The 18994-nt window shown below is 42.1% G+C and carries 24 protein-coding genes and 1 riboswitch; of the genes, 4 read left to right on the forward strand and 20 right to left on the reverse strand.

The annotated features are described in order from the left end of the window. Positions 1 to 131 precede the first annotated feature (131 nt). The 6 genes from JOC54_RS19630 to queC form a co-directional block, all read right to left on the reverse strand. Positions 132 to 416 (reverse strand): hypothetical protein, encoded by a 285-nt coding sequence (locus JOC54_RS19630; protein WP_204468558.1) that lies wholly within the window; start codon positions 414 to 416, stop codon positions 132 to 134. Positions 417 to 559: 143 nt separating this feature from the next. Next, positions 560 to 778 (reverse strand): small acid-soluble spore protein Tlp, encoded by a 219-nt coding sequence (locus tag JOC54_RS19635; RefSeq protein WP_204468560.1) that lies wholly within the window; start codon positions 776 to 778, stop codon positions 560 to 562. Between the two features lie 149 nt (positions 779 to 927). Beyond that, complete coding sequence (gene queF / locus JOC54_RS19640; protein WP_035420386.1) at positions 928 to 1428, reverse strand: preQ(1) synthase; 501 nt, start codon at positions 1426 to 1428, stop codon at positions 928 to 930. Between the two features lie 9 nt (positions 1429 to 1437). Then, positions 1438 to 2151, reverse strand: a complete 714-nt coding sequence (gene queE / locus JOC54_RS19645; protein WP_204468562.1) for a 7-carboxy-7-deazaguanine synthase QueE — start codon at positions 2149 to 2151, stop codon at positions 1438 to 1440. Next, positions 2144 to 2569 (reverse strand): 6-carboxytetrahydropterin synthase QueD, encoded by a 426-nt coding sequence (gene queD, locus JOC54_RS19650; protein WP_054793055.1) that lies wholly within the window; start codon positions 2567 to 2569, stop codon positions 2144 to 2146. Before queD ends, queE begins: the two co-directional genes overlap by 8 nt. Next, complete coding sequence (queC, locus tag JOC54_RS19655) at positions 2566 to 3231, reverse strand: 7-cyano-7-deazaguanine synthase QueC (RefSeq protein WP_204468565.1); 666 nt, start codon at positions 3229 to 3231, stop codon at positions 2566 to 2568. Before queC ends, queD begins: the two co-directional genes overlap by 4 nt. 42 nt (positions 3232 to 3273) lie before the next feature. Next, positions 3274 to 3317, reverse strand: a riboswitch (PreQ1 riboswitch). Between the two features lie 121 nt (positions 3318 to 3438). On the opposite strand from queC, the gene JOC54_RS19660 reads away from it, so the two are divergent. Together JOC54_RS19660 and JOC54_RS19665 are read left to right on the forward strand one after the other, a co-directional pair. Then, positions 3439 to 4668 (forward strand): aminopeptidase, encoded by a 1230-nt coding sequence (locus tag JOC54_RS19660; protein ID WP_204468567.1) that lies wholly within the window; start codon positions 3439 to 3441, stop codon positions 4666 to 4668. A 177-nt stretch (positions 4669 to 4845) separates the two neighbouring features. Next, on the forward strand, positions 4846 to 5250 hold the full coding sequence (locus tag JOC54_RS19665) for a GNAT family N-acetyltransferase (RefSeq protein ID WP_204468570.1): 405 nt from the start codon (positions 4846 to 4848) through the stop codon (positions 5248 to 5250). A 37-nt stretch (positions 5251 to 5287) separates the two neighbouring features. On the opposite strand, the gene JOC54_RS19670 is transcribed toward JOC54_RS19665, so the two are convergent. From JOC54_RS19670 to JOC54_RS19680, 3 genes are all read right to left on the reverse strand, one after another. Continuing rightward, positions 5288 to 5866, reverse strand: a complete 579-nt coding sequence (locus JOC54_RS19670; protein ID WP_204468572.1) for a TetR/AcrR family transcriptional regulator — start codon at positions 5864 to 5866, stop codon at positions 5288 to 5290. 30 nt (positions 5867 to 5896) lie between these two features. Continuing rightward, positions 5897 to 6169 carry an acylphosphatase gene (locus JOC54_RS19675; RefSeq protein WP_035420394.1) on the reverse strand — a complete coding sequence of 91 codons (273 nt, stop codon included), beginning with the start codon at positions 6167 to 6169 and terminating at the stop codon, positions 5897 to 5899. 135 nt (positions 6170 to 6304) lie between these two features. Further along, positions 6305 to 7957, reverse strand: a complete 1653-nt coding sequence (locus JOC54_RS19680) for a glycosyl hydrolase family 18 protein (RefSeq protein WP_204468574.1) — start codon at positions 7955 to 7957, stop codon at positions 6305 to 6307. A gap of 392 nt (positions 7958 to 8349) precedes the next feature. Between JOC54_RS19680 and JOC54_RS19685 the strand changes: the two genes are divergently transcribed. After that, entirely contained in the window at positions 8350 to 8631 is a 282-nt protein-coding gene (locus tag JOC54_RS19685) for a spore morphogenesis/germination protein YwcE (protein ID WP_035420395.1), read from the forward strand. A gap of 41 nt (positions 8632 to 8672) precedes the next feature. On the opposite strand, the gene qoxD is transcribed toward JOC54_RS19685, so the two are convergent. From qoxD to qoxA, 4 genes are read right to left on the reverse strand one after another with little or no spacing between them, the layout of a single operon-like run. Continuing rightward, positions 8673 to 8993, reverse strand: a complete 321-nt coding sequence (qoxD, locus tag JOC54_RS19690) for a cytochrome aa3 quinol oxidase subunit IV (protein ID WP_035420397.1) — start codon at positions 8991 to 8993, stop codon at positions 8673 to 8675. Next, the gene (gene qoxC / locus JOC54_RS19695) at positions 8994 to 9608 is read right to left on the reverse strand and encodes a cytochrome aa3 quinol oxidase subunit III (protein ID WP_035420400.1); all 615 of its coding nucleotides are present in this window, start codon (positions 9606 to 9608) and stop codon (positions 8994 to 8996) included. 3 nt (positions 9609 to 9611) lie between these two features. Further along, the gene (qoxB, locus tag JOC54_RS19700) at positions 9612 to 11561 is read right to left on the reverse strand and encodes a cytochrome aa3 quinol oxidase subunit I (RefSeq protein WP_094189967.1); all 1950 of its coding nucleotides are present in this window, start codon (positions 11559 to 11561) and stop codon (positions 9612 to 9614) included. A gap of 30 nt (positions 11562 to 11591) precedes the next feature. Continuing rightward, on the reverse strand, positions 11592 to 12530 hold the full coding sequence (qoxA, locus tag JOC54_RS19705) for a cytochrome aa3 quinol oxidase subunit II (protein WP_204468721.1): 939 nt from the start codon (positions 12528 to 12530) through the stop codon (positions 11592 to 11594). Between the two features lie 298 nt (positions 12531 to 12828). On the opposite strand from qoxA, the gene JOC54_RS19710 reads away from it, so the two are divergent. Then, the gene (locus tag JOC54_RS19710; protein ID WP_035420402.1) at positions 12829 to 13080 is read left to right on the forward strand and encodes a DNA alkylation repair protein; all 252 of its coding nucleotides are present in this window, start codon (positions 12829 to 12831) and stop codon (positions 13078 to 13080) included. 44 nt (positions 13081 to 13124) lie between these two features. Here the strand turns inward: JOC54_RS19710 and JOC54_RS19715 are convergent, their stop codons facing one another. The 7 genes from JOC54_RS19715 to JOC54_RS19745 all read right to left on the reverse strand — a co-directional run bounded on the left by JOC54_RS19715 (position 13125) and on the right by JOC54_RS19745 (position 18911). After that, a complete protein-coding gene (locus JOC54_RS19715) occupies positions 13125 to 14312 on the reverse strand; it encodes an alpha/beta hydrolase (RefSeq protein WP_204468723.1) in 1188 nt (395 codons plus the stop codon). A gap of 44 nt (positions 14313 to 14356) precedes the next feature. Continuing rightward, a complete protein-coding gene (msrA, locus tag JOC54_RS19720) occupies positions 14357 to 14887 on the reverse strand; it encodes a peptide-methionine (S)-S-oxide reductase MsrA (protein WP_204468576.1) in 531 nt (176 codons plus the stop codon). Further along, positions 14877 to 15773: a UV DNA damage repair endonuclease UvsE gene (gene uvsE, locus JOC54_RS19725; RefSeq protein ID WP_204468578.1), complete on the reverse strand. Its 897-nt coding sequence runs from the start codon at positions 15771 to 15773 to the stop codon at positions 14877 to 14879. Before uvsE ends, msrA begins: the two co-directional genes overlap by 11 nt. A gap of 10 nt (positions 15774 to 15783) precedes the next feature. After that, a complete protein-coding gene (locus JOC54_RS19730; protein WP_035420405.1) occupies positions 15784 to 16089 on the reverse strand; it encodes a HesB/YadR/YfhF family protein in 306 nt (101 codons plus the stop codon). Between the two features lie 249 nt (positions 16090 to 16338). Continuing rightward, a complete protein-coding gene (locus tag JOC54_RS19735; RefSeq protein WP_204468580.1) occupies positions 16339 to 17217 on the reverse strand; it encodes a chemotaxis protein CheV in 879 nt (292 codons plus the stop codon). A 61-nt stretch (positions 17218 to 17278) separates the two neighbouring features. Next, complete coding sequence (locus JOC54_RS19740) at positions 17279 to 17950, reverse strand: SurA N-terminal domain-containing protein (RefSeq protein ID WP_204468582.1); 672 nt, start codon at positions 17948 to 17950, stop codon at positions 17279 to 17281. Between the two features lie 13 nt (positions 17951 to 17963). After that, complete coding sequence (locus JOC54_RS19745; RefSeq protein WP_204468585.1) at positions 17964 to 18911, reverse strand: dipeptidase; 948 nt, start codon at positions 18909 to 18911, stop codon at positions 17964 to 17966. Between the last annotated feature and the right edge of the window lie 83 nt (positions 18912 to 18994).

The following is an 18994-nucleotide window of genomic DNA, read 5'->3' on the forward strand; positions in this document are numbered from 1 at the left end:
CTTATTTTCATAACTTTCCACCCTTGCTTCTTATCATTCGACAACGTATTCATCTTTTTCCCTAATTTTTTCATTTTAAAACATATTTAAAAGAGCGGATCAAGATTTCCTTGATCCACTCTTTATTCTCTTCACCCTGTTTCATTAACCGCTAGAAACAAAAACCAAGCAATCCAAACCGGTAAGAGCATCAGTAAACAGGCTTTTAAAAGTAGACGAGCATCATGCTTTTGTCTCCATAGGAGCGCAGACACAGCTATCATATAAAGTGGGTGCAATACGAAGGTCATCACTAATGCAGATTGCAAGAAAATGACTGGGCGATCAAATAGATGAGGGCCAAATAAGATAAAGCATACTTCGCAAATCATTACCACGACAAGTGAAATCCAAAACCAGAGCGGATAGTTTTTCATTTTACCTCCTTCATTAATTGTTTTATCTTCAATTTTAAATATATATTTTTTTCAAACAAATATCAGTTCTTAAATTATGTAAAAAAGCTACAAAAACCAAGACTTAAAAGTCTTGGTTTTTGTAGCTTTTTATCTATTCATTCCTATTCCGTTCGCTCATCCTCTACCTCTTGGCGCATAGCTTCAATACTCACTTCTCGATTTTCGTTCTTTTTGGCAATTTGCTCTAAATCGTTTTCAGTCATTTCCTTGCCATGCTCTTGTACGAGCTTTTCGGCTTCTTTCATTTTTTCCGTTGTGTTTGTAATCATCTCTTCTAGTCTTTCTGCATTATTGGATCGGTCATCTTTGTTTGGCATCATTTGGCCCTCCTTTTTCATTCATCATTTAGTATGTGTGTAATTGCTACTACTATGTAATTAAACGTTAAAACGAAACAGAACAAGGGAATATATAAATTAAAAAGACTGTGATTACTAACATCACAGTCTAGTAGACATTTCATTTTATCTTACCGATTCGTAATCGTCTCCGGGTTCATGTCATGGTTCATCATTCGGTAATTCGCCATCTCTTCGTATTTCGTACCCTCTTTGCCATAATTGCAATACGGGTCAATCGAAATGCCGCCTCTTGGCGTGAACTTCCCCCATACTTCAATGTAGCGTGGTTCCATTAGCTTAATTAAATCATTCATAATCGTGTTAACACTGTCTTCATGAAAGTCACCATGATTGCGGAACGAAAATAGGTAGAGCTTTAAGGATTTGCTCTCAACCATTTTTACATCAGGAATATAGCTAATATAAATGGTCGCAAAGTCGGGTTGACCCGTCTTCGGACAGAGCGTCGTAAATTCCGGGCAGTTAAATTTCACAAAATAATCGCGGTATGGGTGTTGGTTGTCGAATGTTTCCAGCACTTCTGGATTGTAGCTTGCTTCATAAGCTGTACCTTGATTACCGAGCAGCGTTACACCTGTTAGCGTCTTCTCATCTCTTCCTTGGTTCATTAGATCCTCCTATACGCCGCGCTTATTGCCCCAGAGCAGCGTATGCAGCTGTGGGAGCACGCGGACGTAATTCATTTCTGTATCTTCCATGGTCCAATTAATTAATTGTTCATAACGATCGAGTAACTGCGTTAGTAAGCGATTTTGATCTCCTGTTGTCGTGTCTTCATTACCTACTTGCAAATAGAGTGAAGTAGTCGGATAACGCTTGTGCACGTCCTTCGCATAGGCATAATCTATCTCATCAAACACAACGACTTTAAGGCTTAATTGTGATGGCTCAAGTGTATCAATAAAATAGTCAAGTTTGTCCCAATCCGTCTTCATTCCTGAGCTTGGTGGCTTCGGACTAATTGTGACATCATCTACAGCAAGCAGCCAGTCTTGCCAGAGACTCCCCTGTGTTTCAACAGCAGTCTTAATCCCGCGTTCATTTAGCTGCTCAATTAACTGGGCAATTCCTTGATGAAGCAATGGATTCCCGCCAGATATTGTGACATGCTTATACTGAGACGGGGCAAGCGCATCAAGACGGTTAATAATCTCTTCAGGCTGAAGCGCTTCGCTTTTTCCTGTTCCATCCCAGGTAAACGCCGAGTCACACCAGGAACAACGGTAATCACAGCCACCGGTACGAACAAACATTGTTTTTTGTCCAATGACCATGCCTTCTCCTTGAATGGTTGGTCCAAAAACTTCTAAAACGGGAATTGGTTTAACCATTGGCTTGCTCCTTTGGCCGGTAAATCACATAGCTGGTTGGTGTTTCCCTAACAAACACCTGCAAGCAAGTCGGTTTATTTTTAAGCTGAAGCAGCTGATTTTCTACTAGCTGATAAATCGTTTCGGCCATCTTTTCAGTTGATGGCGGCTGATTGTTAAAATACTCATCTTCATTTAAGAGCGTATGATCGAAGCGATCATGAATCGTTTGTTTTAACGTTTTAAAATCAACGAGGAAACCGAGCTCATTTAATTCATCTCCACCAATCGTTAGATTGATAACATACGTATGTCCATGAAGCTGACGGCATTTACCTGCTTCCTTATGATCAATATAATGTGCAGCAGCTAGCTGCATATCCTTGTTTAATTCGAATGTATATGGATGAACAACGCTTGGGTAGAGTTGATGGATCATTGCACAGCACCTTCTTTTTGCGCAAGGTACGTATCCAAGCCATTCTGCCTTAATTGACAAGAAGGACACTCGCCACAGCCATCTCCCTGAATCCCCTCATAACACGTTAGCGTTCGTTCTCGCACATAGTTCAGCCTTCCTAAGTTATCGGCAAGAGCCCATGTTTCTGCTTTGTTTAACCACATAAGTGGCGTGTGAATAACAAAATTCTCATCCATCGCTAAATTAAGCGTGACATTTAAAGATTTGATGAAGACATCTCGGCAGTCTGGATAGCCGCTGAAATCCGTTTCACATACTCCTGTAATCAAGTGCCTTGCCCCCATTTCTCGTGCAGCAACGGCTGCAAACGAAAGAAACAGGTGGTTACGCCCGGCAACAAATGTGCTCGGCAACTGGCCTTCGCCTCCCCCATCAACAGCAATATCGGTGCGGGTTAGCGCATTTGCACTTAATTGATTAATGAGCGTCATATCGAGCACTCTTGATTCCACACCAAGATCTTTGGAAATGGACTCCGCACACTCAATTTCTTTTTGATGGCGTTGCCCGTAATCAAAAATGATAACGGAAACTTCGCTAAATCGCTCCAGCGCCCAAAACAAGCAAGTTGTGCTGTCTTGGCCTCCACTGAAAACAACAATCGCTTTTTCTTCTTTCATGCTGCATTTCTCCTTTGAGAACGAGCATTCGATCACTCCAATAACTAAATAGTTTTTTATAGAGGGAGTTCGCGAACCTCTTCATTCTAGTTTGTAAAGCAACCTACATTGTACCACTTTTTGCACGTTATTTGTTTGCAAAAGCGCACGTTCTTCGGTATCCTACATAAGAATAAACAATTTATCTGCAGAAAGAAGGCGTTTAAGATGAGTTTTCAAGAAAAATTGGAGAACTATGCGGACTTAGCTGTCCGAGTTGGTGTAAATATCCAAGAAGGTCAAACGCTTTATGTACGGACACCGATGCATGCGGCACCGTATGTGCGTGAAGTTGCAAAGAAAGCCTATGCTGCTGGCGCAAAACATGTTCGTGTTGAATGGAATGATGAAGAATTAGCAAAGATTAAGTATGAAATGGCTCCAGATGAAGCGTTTTCTGAATTCCCTGAATGGCAAGCGAATGTGCTTGTTAAAGAGGCGGAAAACGGAGCTGCTTTCTTAAGTATATCTGGTTCAGATCCCGACTTATTAAAAAACATTGATCCTGAGCGCATTGCCACAGCCAATAAAACGAGTGGCGCTGCAAACTCCACATTTCGCCGCTACATACAGTCTGATAAAGTTAGCTGGTCGATTGTCGCTGTTCCATCTGAGAAGTGGGCAGAGAAAGTGTTCCCGGAAGCTAAAGGGGAAGAAGCGATTAACTTGTTATGGGATGCTATTTTTGCGGCAACACGAATGGATGAAAGCGATCCGATAGCAGCTTGGAAAGAACACCTCGCCACGCTTGACGAAAAAATGACATTGTTAAATGAAAAACACTTCCATGCGCTTCACTACACAGCGGAAGGAACAGATCTGACAATTGAGCTGCCAGAAACACATATTTGGGCATCTGGAGGCAGCACGAGCAAGGACGGCATTGATTTCGTCGCCAATATGCCGACAGAAGAAGTCTTTTCAGCTGCAAAAAAAGACGGTGTAAACGGAACCGTTACAAGTACAAAACCGCTTAATTACGGCGGAACCTTAATTACTGACTTCACCCTGACGTTTAAAGATGGCAAAGTCGTTGATTTCTCCGCGAAAGAAGGCGAAGAAACGCTGAAGCGTCTACTCGATACAGATGAAGGTGCTCGCTCAATTGGTGAAGTTGCGCTTGTCCCGCATCAGTCACCAATTTCCGATACAAACATCATCTTCTTTAATACGTTGTTTGATGAAAATGCCTCCAATCACTTAGCGCTTGGTAGCGCCTATGCCTTTAATATTGAAGGTGGAAAAGATATGTCACCTGAAGAGCTTGAAGAAAAAGGCTTAAATCAAAGCATTACTCACGTTGACTTTATGATGGGTTCCGCCGATATGAATATCGACGGCATTCATAAAGACGGCAGCAAAGAACCCGTCTTCCGCAATGGCGGTTGGGCGCTTTAATACACCATTACACCGGCCTATTTAGTTAGGTCGGTTTTGTGTTTTTTAAAGGATTATTGGAGTTTAGCTCGAAATCCTTTTTAAGGTTTTAACTGAATAGGAGGAATTTCATTTGCTTTTTTATCATTGATTCACAACTGCCTCAGACGAACTAATACAATGAGGAGTTGAATTTTTATGATTTACAAAACAGAACTTACTGCTATTACGCCTAATCAACTAAACGGTTTCTTCGTTGACTGGCCCAATCCACCCAATCTTGAAACACACTTAAACGTATTAAAACAAATCAGCCATATTGTTCTCGCTCTCGATCAACAAACGAATCAAGTCGTTGGTTTCATTACGGCGATCAGCGACGGTATCTTATCAGCTTATATCCCTTTGCTTGAAGTACTGCCTTCCCATCAGCATCAGGGAATCGGTCAAGAATTAGTGAAACGGATGTTAACGCAGCTCAGTGAGTTTTATATGATTGATCTGTGCTGTGATGAGGACTTAGCCCCATTTTACGAAAAGCACGCCATGCGTAAAGGCACTGGCATGCACGTCAGAAATTACAGCATGCAGGCTGGAAGATAGGAAAACGAGTGCTTGGACATTATCCAAGCACTCGTTTTTAGCTTTCGTTCTTTTTTATGCCGTTAAAGAGCAGTTCATAAATAGCAGCGGCCCATTCTTCCAACGCTTCTTGTGAGCGTGCTTTGTTTAACGAAATGGATTGAAACAGCATCATCTCGATTAAAGACACAGGTAAGTCTGTACGAATTTCGCCCGTCTTTCTTCCTTCAGCAACGAGATTTTTGATGCGCTGAAAAATAAGATGATGGTAAGACCACAGTTGTTGAAGAACATGTTGAACTTGCTCTGAGCCATTTTTTTCAACATGGGGTGTTAAATCAATTGCCATTAAAATTCGATCATGTTTAATAAACAAATAAATAAGCTCTTTCATCTGTCTCTTAACTGATGTGGTCTGGTCAATTTTTTCGTGATCCTCCATAAACTGGTTCATTATATGATGCATATAAGCTATAAGTAGATCATCTTTACTACTGTAGTATTCATAAATCGTGCTCCTACCAACGTTAAGCTTCTCTGCTAGTGGTTTGAAATGAAACCCTTCATAGCCGACATCTGCTAACAATGAATCGGTGGCTACGAAAATATCTTCTTTGTTCAGCTTTCTTTTGGCCATCCAATTCATGCCTCACTTTTCTACTTCAGTTTAATAGACAATTGTAAACCTAGTTTCATTCGGCTCATGTTCCATTTCTTTTTTTGTTAGCGTACTAACCGTTGAAAAAGAATTTCCTTTTTTGACATCTGCTAAGAAAGCAGTTAGTTCCTCCGCCTCGCCTTGCGCTACAATCTCTACACTTCCTTCTGCTCTATTCATGACCGTTCCCGTCACTTGATATTTTTTCGCCGTTTCACTTACAAATGCACGAAATCCAACGCCTTGAACATGTCCTTTTACTTCAACTTGATAGCGAACCATCGTTATCACTCCTCCACATCCTTTACCCAATTACAAAAAGTGAAAACCTCTTTTTATTGTACTTCTAAGGAAAAATGTCCAAGCAAAAAGCTGGCTGTTAACGTTTTAAATACAAACCTAACAGCCAGCCATCTTTTATTGTTTCATTACCTTTTTCCAAACATCCCACTCGCCTGAACGACTCGGATTCTCGCCTTTGGTCCACCATTTTGCTTCATATAGAACACCATCATAGGTCACTTGATCTCCTTTCGTATAAGTTGTACGGGCTGACCACTCTGACTGTCCAGGCACTTCTTCTAAACAGTCGGCTGCTTTTTTCCAAACATCCCACTCACCAGACTTCGTTGGATCTTCTCCTTTAGTCCACCACTTCGCTTCATAAACGACGTCATTCAGTTTGACTCTGTCACCTTTGGTATACACCTGCTTTGAACTCCATGCCTCTGCTTGACATTCCCCACTCTCTTCTTCCGCGAGCAAGACATCGGCGATCGCCTTAACCAACTCTCCATCACGATTGTTGCTCGCTTCCCAGAACATCGCTCCCGCAAAGTTATTTTCTTTCACATAAGTAGCTTTGTGCGTAATCGATTCGGGATCATCGTATGTGATAAACGTTCCGTTACTGTTATTAAATAAAAACGGAACTTTTGAAGCGTCATTCCAGTAGCGCGTATACCCATTCTTGTTTACATAATTTTCTTTTAAATCTTGATAATCAAATGTTGCATTTGTCCACGTTCCTTCGTTGGCAGGACCGGTACATTGTGAATACTCCCCATTATTGGCCGAATCACATCCCGTCCATCCGTAGCCGTAAAACGGCATGCCAACAATTAATTTATCATTGGGTACACCCGCATTTAAATGACCGGTAACCGCCGCATGAACATTTAAGGCATCTGCCCAAGGTACCGTTGCTTCTTTATCATGAAACAATGGCGCATTATGACCATTTTGCGCTTGCCATGTTCCATTCAAATCATAAGTCATAATTTGAATCCAATCTAAAATACTAGCTAATTCTTTAAGCTCATTGTTTTGTAAGTAGCTTGGTGATGCAGATGAAGCGATAGTAAGTAAATAGTCTTTCCCATCCTCTTCTCCTGCTTTGTCTAGCGCCGCTCGTGTAGCTTCAAGAAGCAACGTATGATTTCTTTTGTCAGCAGGATCTCGTTCATTTTCTGGCATCCCCCCACTGACTGGGTATTCCCAATCTAGGTCGAGCCCATCAAAACCATAAGCGCGGACAAAATCGACTGCTGATTGTGCGAAATTAGCGCGTGTTTCTTCCGTTGCAGCTACAAGTGAGAGCCGATTTGACCAGGTCCACCCGCCAACTGAAATCACCGTTTTTAAATGAGGGTGCTCCTCTTTCAATAACTGTAGCTGTTTGATATTCCCTTTTATCAGCTCATCTTCTGAATCACCAGGATATGACTTGTGCACATCTTGTTCCGGGTCACCGAGGACGATTGAGCCATTTGGCACATCAATCGGCCCGTTCTCATCTTCACAAACCCACTCTTTTGGATTCGGTCCACTTGGATCAAGATTACCGTGTACGCCATCCCAACAAACATTAGCAAACGCATACATAATATGTGTCATTTGCTCTGCTGGAAGATCCATCACTTCATAACCACGCTCTTCTGCAACCCATGATGGATAATAGCCAACAATTTTGAACTCTTCACCAGTGGAATTAGATTGAGCGGAAGTTGGCGAACTAAAAACTAGTAACAGTAGTAAAGCTAATGATAAACGAGTCATAATCTGTCTCATACAAAACCTCCTGTTCTTCTTTTGTCATGACAACTATTAGTTGTCATGACAAAAGATTCGCGATTCGTGTACGAACTCCTACATTTTTAATCAAAATAATCTGAAAGTAATGATTTTAAATCCTAGTTCCGCCGTTTTCATTACTAAAGTACTATGAGTTCCCGATTAAACTTAAGTTTTTGTTACTTAATGATAGGATGCTAAATGGTTTTAGTTGAAGCTGTAAAACCATTTAGCCTGCACAGCTTAAGTCAAAAACACAAAAAAAGCCTAATTTTTACGCAAACGCTTTCAAATGTGACAACTTTGTGATAGTATAAAGAGACACAAAAAAGACACAATGTAGACAAAACCTAGTCACAATTAAACGAACTTGAAAGGACGTGCTGATAATGGATTTATTCTTTGCATATATGTTTGTCGCCAGTGCAACGCCGCTGTTTCTATGGCTTGAGCACCGCAAAATCGCTTTGTTGAGTGTTCCTTTTATTTTCGTCATGTGGGCGTTAGCAATTTCCTTCCTCTTTGAAGGGTTTATGTTCCATATTTCAGAATCGACCTTTATTGCTGGATTCCTCATTAATGTTTTAATTGCTCATGTGGCAGCGTTTATTTTATACGCATCGCCTTATTACCAAGCAAAATCAAAAAAGTTATCTGAAACATCCGAGTGATTAACAAAAAAAACCATTCCCGCCTGAGCGGGAATGGTTTTTTAAATGTGACCAGTCATAATAACAAAGTACGTACCGATTACAATAATGATCGCGATCACAAGAGCAAAGAGCGTATGCCCAATTTGCCACTTGCCGTCTTTTCCTTCACCAATATGCATGAACATAAAGAGCTGAACAGACATTTGAATGAAAGCAAAGATGAAGACAATCACCACTCGAATGGACCATTCTAGATTCGTCTGCATCATAACCCATACAGCAAGCAAGGTTAGTACAATCGATAAGCCAAATCCAATTAAATGCTTCCAAGGAAAGCCGTGGTGCTCACTAGAAGTCGTTTCTTGATTTTGGTTCGCCATTTAGATCCACTCCATTCCGAGCATGTAAACGCCCGTAAAGATAATGATCCATATTACATCAAGGAAGTGCCAATATAAGCTAGCAATAAAGAACTTTGATGTTGTACGTGGCGTTAATCCTCTTTTCTTAATTTGAATCATCAGCATTGTAATCCACCCAATACCAATCGCTACGTGGAGACCGTGCGTTCCAAGTAGAACAAAGAACGCGGACCAGTGGGCACTTGCAGACAAGGTTGCACCTTCATGGGCATAATGAACAAACTCATAAATCTCAAATGCAAGGAAACCGAGACCGAGTAGTAAAGTTAAACCTACCCAAATCATCATCCGGTTCACCCTGCCGGCTCGCATCTCATGAATCGCAATTCCGGCAGTAAAAGAACTGGTTAAAAGTAAGAACGTCATCGATAAGACAAGCCCTAAATCGAATAGCTCCCCTGTTGTAATGGCTGACGCGTTACGGTCAACCAATACAAAGTATGATGCAAATAAAGTGGAAAACAAGGCAAATTCAGCACCGATGAAGACCCAGAAACCTAAGATGTTGTTTTTGCCTTCAAATGACTGATACTCTAGTGGCTCATTTGTATTAATCGTTTCATTTGCTGCCATCGGTTATGCCTCCTTCGCTTTGTCTTCAGTTTCTTTTATTTCTTCAACAGATACATAGTACCCGTCATTGTAATCAAATGAACGCATGATCATGCAGACAAAGATGCCAACAGCGCTTATAATCGCTGGGATCCACCAGCTAAAGACGAGCGCAAACGAGGCTGTGAACATGAAGAAGGCCATTAACGGTCCAATCCACGTATTGTTCGGCATGTGAATCTTTTCGTAATCTGTGCTGGCATTCAAATCAATGCCTTTTTCTTTCATATCCCAGAATGCGTCTCTTTCAGTCACAACTGGTGTATGAGCAAAGTTGTAATGCGGTGGAATCGCTGAAGATGTCGCCCATTCAAGCGTACGACCATCCCATGGATCACCCGTTGTATCGCGTTTCTCATAGCGCCAGCTGTAGTAAATGTTATAAACAAATAACGCGAATGCTGCTGCCATCATAAATGCACCAATTGTAGAAATAAAGTTAAGCGAGAACCAACCATCGGACTCAAGGTACGTGTAAATACGACGCGGCATCCCGTCTAGACCCAAGAAATACTGCGGGAAGAAACAGACGTTAAAACCAATCATAAATACCCAGAATACCCACTTACCGATACGCTCGTTCATACGGTGACCAAACATTTTCGGATACCAATAAATTAGACCTGCAAAACAAGAGAATACCGTAGCCGCAATTAATACATAGTGAAAGTGAGACACTAAGAAATACGTATTATGGTACTGGTAATCTGCTGCTGCCATCGCTAGCATTACGCCGGTTACCCCACCGATTACGAAGTTCGGAATAAATCCAAGCGACCATAACATCGGTACGGTGAAGCGAATCTTTCCTTTATGAAGCGTAAAGAGCCAGTTAAAGATCTTAACCCCGGTTGGGATCGAGATTGCCATCGTCGAGATTGAGAAGAATGAGTTAACAGCCGCACTATTCCCCATCGTGAAGAAGTGGTGAACCCAAACTAAGAAGCTCAAGAATGAAATAATGACAATTGATGCGACCATCGCATTATAGCCAAACAGTTTTTTCCGGGCAAACGTTGAGATAATCTCAGAGAAAATACCGAATGCCGGAAGCGCAACAATGTAAACTTCAGGGTGACCCCAAATCCAGAACAGATTCGCCCATAACATGTCGAGTCCTTCGCCCTGTAAGGTAAAGAAGGCGGAGCCGAACAGTAAGTCGAACGTCATCATCGCAAGTGCTACAGTTAGTACTGGGAAAGCAAGCACGATGATTAGAGACGTAATGAATACCGTCCAGGTAAACATCGGCATCTTCATCAAGGACATACCTTTTGTCCGCATTCTTAGAATCGTGACAATGAAGTTAATCCCTGTTGCAAGTGTACCAATTCCTGATAACTGAATACCAAGCGCGTAATAGTTTTGCCCTACGCCTGGACTAAAGTCATTTGAGGCGAGTGGAAAGTAAGACGTCCACCCCGCTGATGGAGAACCACCAATGATAAATGAAATATTAAAGAGTGCCATTCCGAAAAAGAATGTCCAAAAGCTTAAGTTATTCAAGAAAGGAAACGCTAAGTCACGCGCTCCAATTTGCAGTGGTACAACAACGTTCATTAAACCGATTAAGAATGGCATTGCCATAAAGATAATCATAATCGTACCGTGCGTTGTAAAAATCTCATTGTAGTGCTGGCCGCTTAAGAAGTCCATTTCTGGTGCCGCAAGCTGTACACGCATCATCATCGCGTCTACACCACCGCGGAACATCATCAGCAAGGCACAGGCAATATACATAATACCGATCTTTTTATGATCAACAGTTGTGATCCAATCAGACCATAACATTTTCCACTTTTTAAAGTATGTGAGGGCGACGATAGCGATTATACTAGTAAGAGCAATGGAAATCTGCGCTCCTAGAATAAACGGGTCACCCGTTACAATAAATTCATCCCATCTCAACGGTATATCCCCTCTCTTCCGCTGTATCTATCTCGCTTATTCATCCTCTAGCTCCACGTCGTAACGCTGATCAACATCAATCGGCTGCGTTAGGTAAGGCATTTCAAATGCTTTTCCTTCACGTGAATGAGGATTTAGTGCTTCATAGCCAAGCTCTGCTCGTTTATCTAATGAATACGTCGCGTCATACACATGATTAACGAATTCAAGATGTGTAGAAGAGAATGTCATTTCTGCTGCATGACCTGGAACCATTAAGTGCGCATACTCTTCCTCAGTTAATGGAGGAAATTCAGTCTGGGCTTCTTCAACCCAGTCATCGTAACTATCAGATGTCATTGAGTTAACGGTAAAGCGCTGCTCCGCAAACCCTTCACCTGTGAAGTTCGCATTGCGTCCTTCGAAATTACCAATCTGATCTGCTGCTAGAAACAGTTCTGTTTCCATACCTGACATGCTATATTTTTGACCGCCTAGCTGAGGAATCCAGAAGGAAGCCATCGAATCTGCTGATGTTAAGCGAAACAAGACCGGGCGATCAACAGGAATATTCACGTAATTGACTGTCTCAATTCCTTCGTCCGGATAACTGAAAATCCACTTCCAGTTTACGCTGGTCGCATGAATTTCAAGTGGTTCTTCTTGCACCTCCGCACCTTCAATAACAGGTGCTTCTTCAAGATTGTAAATCGTAATAACGGTTGGGACAGATAAGATCGTCACAATAATGATCGGAATAATTGTCCACGTTAATTCAAGCTTATGGCTTCCTTCAATCGACGGGTCGTAATTATCGTTGTTTCCGCGATCACGGTATTTAACGAGCATGATCGTTAACATAACAAAGACAACCAAAACGATGAAGACCATAAACCAAATTGATAACGTTATAAGACCTTTTTGTTCTGCTGCTACTGGTCCTTGTGGGTCAAGCACGGTAAGGCTCCCACAGCCACTTAGAAAGATAGCGACCATCGCAAACGAGATCCATTTAAAATAGGATGGTGTACTCAATAATATCACCTTTCTTTTGGCATAATAGAAAACAAGTGTGCGCATAACTATGTGAAATAGTGAACGTGCAACTTAGCTGACTTCATCCTAACACTTTCTGAGTGAGAATAGGGCAATTTCCTTGTGCGTCTCAGAAATTATCATAAATTAGACAAAAAAAAGTTACGAAGCAGACACATCTTTACCAAGACTTTCTTGTTAGCGCAATCACTAAATACCCGAAAAATGGGCAATGTAAACAAAAGGAGGTTGATCGATAATGAGTGAAGCCTATTTATGCCCAAAATGTAAAACGAACCGAACCCGGTTCCATCAAATCACACAAGATGCCCATCCAGTAAAACTTGATCCCCGCAGTGGTGAATTAGTTGAGTCCTATACTGAGGACGAACTAACGGCCATTCATATGCATTACAATGGTCCAACTGTACGCATTCAGTGCGGCGCATGTGGGCTAAATGAATCGGAACAATCGTTTATTGCCTTTGCTAAAAACAGTCCGCTTACTTAAATTAAAATGCCTGGTTCCACTAGCGGAACCAGGCATTCACTTATTTACGCTTCGTTTTGAAGAAAAATGTCACTAATACGTCTTTCTATATGACGTCCAATTAAATAGGCACCCATTGCATAGGCTTCTAATTCATCCCGCCATGAATCTTGAGTTTGGAGTACACTTATTTCAAAGCCTTCCTTATTATAAGTCTCTTGCCCTGTTGAGGAAAAGGACTGATTTAAATAAGAAGCCATCTGCCTCATTCCGTCATTCCCCCGCTCCATCACTTCATAAAAAGAAACAAAGCCGTGCATCACACCATCATAGCGAACGGCCGTCACCTGATTCCCTGCTTCAAACAATCGCTTGGCATAAGCCTCGCCCTCATCTCTTAGCGGATCAAACTCAGCTGTTAACACGAGCGTATCCGGCATGTTGCTTAAGTCTTCCGTCAAAAGCGGAGAGGTAAATGGGCTTGACCAATCTTCTTCAATAGGTGCATACGTTTGACGTGAACGCTCCATTACGCCTCTAGATAAAAAGTAATAGCCGCTTGAATACAGGTCTCTAGAGGCAAATTCGCTGTCTAGAAACGTTGTTAACGGATAGAGCAGCACTTGACTTTTAATGGAAGGCCCTTCTTCACTCTTTGCCCGATACGATACGGCCGCTGCTAAATTTCCGCCGGCACTATCCCCAGCTACAGCTAGTTGGCTCACATCAGCATCTAGCAAATCCGCTTCTTGTTCAACCCATTTCACTGTTTCATAGCTATCATTAAAAGCAGTAGGGTATTCGAATTCAGGTGCCAATCGGTAGCCTGGTGCAACAACAATTGCCTGCGTTCTGCCTGCAAGTGAGCGAATGACATTATCGTGCGATTCAATATTGCCATACCCCTCCATAAAAGCTCCCCCGTGGTAATAGACGATGACCGGGTGTGGTCCAGCAGCAATCGGTTTGTAAATTCGCAGTGGAATCGAACCACCATCGCTTGTTGCCATTTCCGTATCAATTCGTGTTATCGTCGGTGCGGTGGGGCTTGCTAAAAAAGATGGCGTCGATAAGCCCTGCGGTAAGAGCTGTTCATCCACTGCATGCAAAATCACAGCTGTTTTAGGGGGAACACGACCAGCTTCTGTGTAGCGCCATGATTGAACAGTCCCAATAATAATGAAGCAGGCGACAACAAAGACCAAGCCAACAATCATACTACCGCGCACTAGTCGCTTTTTCCCTGTTTGCATCCCCACAATGCTTCCCCCTCTACCCGCCTGTTAATTAACGCAAACTAATTCTTCCTTTGCCAGTTCTCTTCAATGAATTCGTCGCGTCCACTTTGTTTCCGATCCGCTTTGTAAGCACTTGGTTCTTTTTTATAGAAATCCTGATGTTCTTGTTCAGCTAAATAAAACGCTTCAGCTGGTCGTACAGCTGTAACGATTGGCTTCTTAAAACGACCACTGTCTGCCACCTCTTGTTTAGTAGCAAGCGCCTGCGCCTGTTGCTCAGTCGAATGATAGAAGATTGCTGTGGTGTACTGACTGCCACGGTCTTGAAATTGTCCGCCTTCGTCTGTTGGATCAATTTGTGGCCAGTAGAGCTCCAGCAGCTTTTCATAGGGGAACAGCGCTGAATCAAATGTAATTTGCACCACTTCTAAATGACCTGTCTCTCCCGTTTTTACTTGCTCATAGCTAGGTGCTTCAACCGTGCCGCCCATATAACCTGACTCAACAACCTTAATACCAGGAAGCTGATCAAAGGGCTGTACCATGCACCAAAAGCAGCCTCCAGCAAATGTCGCTTTTTCAATTGCCATCGTTTTTCCCCTCCGTCTCTAGCACTTGTTGTCTTAAGGACAGTAGCGCTTTCTCTTTTGCTTTCGCTTCAAGCATCACATCTGTATCGATGTCGCCAAGCACACGCTTTAGTACTTGAAAATCTGCTAGTTCAATGTAATCACGGTGACGCGGGTCACTTGTGCTGTCCTTACCCGAACTAATATGAACTTTTGGCTTCATCTTCCATGTTTTTGCCACTTCAGCATATAGCGTTTTAAGATCGTCTTCCTCGGTATGAAAACAGCGCTCATGGTGAATATCAAAACAAATCGTTACCCCTGATTGATGGTGAATATCTAGCACGTCTCGCGTATGAAACGTTTTATCATCGTTTTCAAGCCGTATTTTTTCTTTTACATCATCTGGTAACGTCTGATAAACCTCAACGAACGTTTTCTTCGCTTTTTCCTTATCGCCATAAGCTCCGCCTGTATGAATAATGATGTCTGTTCCGCCGACTAAATCAAGCAGTTGACTGTGATAGCCTAAGTCGAGCTTGGCATTCTCAACCACCTGTTCACGAGGGGAATTTAAGACAGTATATTGGCCTGGGTGCATCGAGAAACGTAGCCCTTGTTCTTTCTTTTTCGTTTTAATTAGCGCTAACCTTTCAAGTACTTCCTCATCTTTAGCCCATTCCCAATTCATCTCTGGATGGGTCGCAAACGGAACAATATCGCTAGAGAGACGCAAAAAGCGTATTTGGTGCTGTTCATTAAAGCTTAGCATTGCCTCAACTTGAGCAATATTATGAAGCGTTAACTCTTTTATTTTGGCCATACCTTCTTGACGCATTGTTGCCAAACGACATGTTCTAAACTGACTCGGTAACGTTAAGTTCAGACAAGCATATCCAAGTTCCATATCAAGCTCCTTATGACGTAGCCGACTCCTCGTATTCAAACTCAATTTCTTCATTTTTTCGACTGTATTTGATTTTGACGCTATGATGATTAAAGTACCACATATCTTGTTCCTCTATGAAAAAGCGGAAGCCGCCTTCTTCTTGAATTGCTTTTGGATTCACAGGTTCCGTTTGGCTTATTCCAATCGAAAACCCACTTTGTAAATTGCCACAACCACCGTAGCGACCAAATAACCGAATCGGTGTTAGCTCCTCTCCTTGCCCAAATTCCTCTTTAAACCAAGCCATGGCAGGCTTTGTAATTTCAATATTCATGTCTAATTCCTCCTACCACAAGGGTTTTTTGATCTTTACACTCATTATAAAACAAATAGGTCTTGTTTACATCTTTCCTTAAGGAAACTTTTTTTACCGTGGTGAATACACTAGCAAAAAGGAGAATCTCTTATGCTTAAAAATAACACATTCGCGTATATTCAACTACTTGTAAAGCTCAACTTAATTACAGAGGAACAATCAAAGGCATACAAAAAACCGATTCGCTAAAAGCCAATCGGTTTGTTTCTACTTTAATAGATGCTGATCAAGAACAGCAATTAATTTTTCTATATCAGGTTTCACGACATGACTCGTCACTCCCGCCTCTTTTCCCTTCCTCTCTACAACAGATGGATGTAAGGACGAGAATGAGAAAACAGGCACGTCTTGGAATAGAGGCAATTGCCGCAGACGCTTTGTGAATTCGAAACCATTTCGATGAGGCAGATCAATATCTGTGATCACCGCATCAAATACGTCCTCATCTTCCATATTCGCCGTATAATCATTGGCATCTTTTCCATTATTGAAAACAAGTACGTCTTTGTAACCAGCATCGGCTAGTGCCTCCGTTAGGAGAAGTCGCATCGTCTGAGAATCTTCTAATAAAAGAAGGGACATCGTTTCTCGTTCAACTCGATAATTCTCCTTGAAATCAATCGAGAAATGCAGCGGGTGAATGTAATGAACCGCCTTTTCCAAATCAAGTATAAACGCCATCTCTTCCGCCGAAATGGTGACAATACCGGAGAGAAATTTTTCTTTTCCTTTTGACACATCATCAGGTGGCGTAATTTGCTTTGTATGGATGCGTTTAATGCTGGAAACATCCCCTACACGCAGGGCAAATTGGCGTTCGGCAAATTCGACGATAATAAAGTATTTATTTTCTTCCGCATCCAATTGCAAAAGCTCATATGTATTTAATAACGGTATAGCCGTATCGCGAACGCGAATCATGCCCTCGACCATCTTGTGTCGGTTTGGTGAAGCATGAACTTCTACCGGACGAATGATTTCTTTTACTTTTAACACATTTAAAGCATACTGTTGCTCATTTAATCGAAACAAAATTAATTCTTGATCGTATTCTTGTTGCTCAGACTGAAACAACGCAAGCGCCATGAAGCTCTCCTCCTAAAACAAACAGGCTTTGCCTTCTTATCGGTTGGAAAAGCGGAATTGTTTAGTCCTGTTCAATAAAGATTTTAATATCAGCTTCTGCCATAAGTTCGTCGATCAGCTCTGTTGCTGCGGCTTGACGTTTTCCAGCTTCTAGCTCAGCAATTATTTGTTCACGAACGTCGTCAAGGTCTTGCTCTGTGTCTTGGGCTTCATAACGCTGCTCTATTTCTTCTTCAGTAATAACCGGTGCTCCTTTTTCGGCTTCGACAAAACGAAAGCGGATTAAATCCTGCTTCACTTCAGCCTCGTACTCCTCAATCGTCATGCCAGAAGCTTGGACGACTTCTTCATAGGCTTCTTCGGTTTCAATGCCTTCTTGTTCTAGTAGCTCCGCAATTACTTCATCAACTTCCTCATCACTAATTTCAATTTGTTGTTCCTCCGCCGCTTGAGTGAGTAAGCGCGTATGTATCTCGCTTGTAAGCAATTGTTGCAAGATATTTTCTTGCACTACCAGTGTTTCTTCCGCGGCTTCTTCATACGCTCCTGTAAATGCAATAAAATCTTCCTCTATGCTCGCCTTATCAATCGATTCACCATTTACTGTAGCTAGGACGTCAGGCCATTCCTCCGGATCAACCGATTGATAAACTCGTTCATAATCATCTTCAGCCGATGAACAGCCAGCAAGCACAACTGCCATTAGCGCTAAACCCAATCGTTTCATTTCCATTCCGTTCCCTTCTTTATCTACTACCTTCTTGAAACATCTGATGCCGCACAACTTTATCTATAAAATTGGTTTGACAAAAACCGTTTACTTCTTCTTCACGATAGTGTTTTAAGAGTTCATTTATCAGCTGATCATATCTCCCTGCATGCTCTAGCTGAGTAACATGCCTTGATATGCCGTCAAAATCAGAGCCGAAGCCAATGTTTCGTACGCCGCCACGACTTGCGACATAATCAAAGTGACGAAGTAAGTCTGCGATCGTTGCACCAGATTCATCTTTAATGAACGTCGGGAAAAACACAAGTCCAATAAATGAATTGTTTTCAATAAGCGCATCGATTTGATCATCGCGTAAATTTCGCTCATGTTGACAAACTGTATAGGCATTTGAGTGACTTGCAATCGTACAAGTTGACCGTTCGATCACATCCCAAAACGCACGCAAGCTCAGATGAGAGACATCATTTAAGACCTTTGCTTGATTATTCCGCTCAATCACTTGTTTGCCAAATGACGTTAACCCAGCTCCTCGTTCTTCTCCAATTCCGTCAGCACATAGGTTGGCTTGATTCCACGTTAACCCGATTGAACAAATCCCCTGCTCATAAAGCCAGTCTAGCTTACCTAGATCGGTCCCAACAGGGTCCATCCCTTCAAGTGACAAGACAGCTCCTATTTGGTCTGGCTGCAGCTGCTCAATCTCTGGTAAAGAACGAATATGAATCATTCCCGGTACAGCTAACACCCGTTCATGAAACACATTAATCTGTTCTTGTACGACGCGGAACTTCACTTCATGAGGAGTGGTCTCAGGTACCCAAATAGCAAAGACCTGTACGTTAACCTGTCCTGCCTTTAATCGCATAGCATTCGTATCAATCTCTACATCGTCTGCAAATGATTTACTCGTATCACGCCATAATTTTAAAAGTGCATCACAGTGCGTATCAATTATTTTCATCTCAATCACCTTTCCGCCCGTCTATTCATACGATAAAGCAGATACCCATCGACTTGAACGTCATACGATGGCTGGAGGTCTTA

The sequence above is a fragment of the Shouchella xiaoxiensis genome (genome assembly GCF_016907895.1).
GTDB classification, from domain to species: Bacteria; Bacillota; Bacilli; order Bacillales; family Bacillaceae_D; genus Shouchella; species Shouchella xiaoxiensis.

What these genes read in the sequence shown, in the direction of transcription:
- queF (WP_035420386.1), bottom strand. Translation starts at nt 1,428, where the DNA reads ATGAACCAAGGAAGAGATGAGAAGACGCTAACAGGTGTAACGCTGCTC.
- msrA (WP_204468576.1), bottom strand. Translation starts at nt 14,887, where the DNA reads ATGGCAATTGAAAAAGCGACATTTGCTGGAGGCTGCTTTTGGTGCATG.
- JOC54_RS19665 (WP_204468570.1), top strand. Translation starts at nt 4,846, where the DNA reads ATGATTTACAAAACAGAACTTACTGCTATTACGCCTAATCAACTAAAC.
- JOC54_RS19670 (WP_204468572.1), bottom strand. Translation starts at nt 5,866, where the DNA reads ATGGCCAAAAGAAAGCTGAACAAAGAAGATATTTTCGTAGCCACCGAT.
- JOC54_RS19685 (WP_035420395.1), top strand. Translation starts at nt 8,350, where the DNA reads ATGGATTTATTCTTTGCATATATGTTTGTCGCCAGTGCAACGCCGCTG.
- JOC54_RS19710 (WP_035420402.1), top strand. Translation starts at nt 12,829, where the DNA reads ATGAGTGAAGCCTATTTATGCCCAAAATGTAAAACGAACCGAACCCGG.
- JOC54_RS19740 (WP_204468582.1), bottom strand. Translation starts at nt 17,950, where the DNA reads ATGGAAATGAAACGATTGGGTTTAGCGCTAATGGCAGTTGTGCTTGCT.
- JOC54_RS19630 (WP_204468558.1), bottom strand. Translation starts at nt 416, where the DNA reads ATGAAAAACTATCCGCTCTGGTTTTGGATTTCACTTGTCGTGGTAATG.
- JOC54_RS19745 (WP_204468585.1), bottom strand. Translation starts at nt 18,911, where the DNA reads ATGAAAATAATTGATACGCACTGTGATGCACTTTTAAAATTATGGCGT.
- queC (WP_204468565.1), bottom strand. Translation starts at nt 3,231, where the DNA reads ATGAAAGAAGAAAAAGCGATTGTTGTTTTCAGTGGAGGCCAAGACAGC.
- JOC54_RS19660 (WP_204468567.1), top strand. Translation starts at nt 3,439, where the DNA reads ATGAGTTTTCAAGAAAAATTGGAGAACTATGCGGACTTAGCTGTCCGA.
- JOC54_RS19730 (WP_035420405.1), bottom strand. Translation starts at nt 16,089, where the DNA reads ATGAATATTGAAATTACAAAGCCTGCCATGGCTTGGTTTAAAGAGGAA.
- queE (WP_204468562.1), bottom strand. Translation starts at nt 2,151, where the DNA reads ATGGTTAAACCAATTCCCGTTTTAGAAGTTTTTGGACCAACCATTCAA.
- JOC54_RS19680 (WP_204468574.1), bottom strand. Translation starts at nt 7,957, where the DNA reads ATGAGACAGATTATGACTCGTTTATCATTAGCTTTACTACTGTTACTA.
- qoxD (WP_035420397.1), bottom strand. Translation starts at nt 8,993, where the DNA reads ATGGCGAACCAAAATCAAGAAACGACTTCTAGTGAGCACCACGGCTTT.
- qoxC (WP_035420400.1), bottom strand. Translation starts at nt 9,608, where the DNA reads ATGGCAGCAAATGAAACGATTAATACAAATGAGCCACTAGAGTATCAG.
- JOC54_RS19635 (WP_204468560.1), bottom strand. Translation starts at nt 778, where the DNA reads ATGATGCCAAACAAAGATGACCGATCCAATAATGCAGAAAGACTAGAA.
- queD (WP_054793055.1), bottom strand. Translation starts at nt 2,569, where the DNA reads ATGATCCATCAACTCTACCCAAGCGTTGTTCATCCATATACATTCGAA.
- JOC54_RS19735 (WP_204468580.1), bottom strand. Translation starts at nt 17,217, where the DNA reads ATGGCGCTTGCGTTGTTTCAGTCTGAGCAACAAGAATACGATCAAGAA.
- JOC54_RS19675 (WP_035420394.1), bottom strand. Translation starts at nt 6,169, where the DNA reads ATGGTTCGCTATCAAGTTGAAGTAAAAGGACATGTTCAAGGCGTTGGA.
- qoxA (WP_204468721.1), bottom strand. Translation starts at nt 12,530, where the DNA reads ATGGTCGCTATCTTTCTAAGTGGCTGTGGGAGCCTTACCGTGCTTGAC.
- uvsE (WP_204468578.1), bottom strand. Translation starts at nt 15,773, where the DNA reads ATGGAACTTGGATATGCTTGTCTGAACTTAACGTTACCGAGTCAGTTT.
- JOC54_RS19715 (WP_204468723.1), bottom strand. Translation starts at nt 14,312, where the DNA reads ATGCAAACAGGGAAAAAGCGACTAGTGCGCGGTAGTATGATTGTTGGC.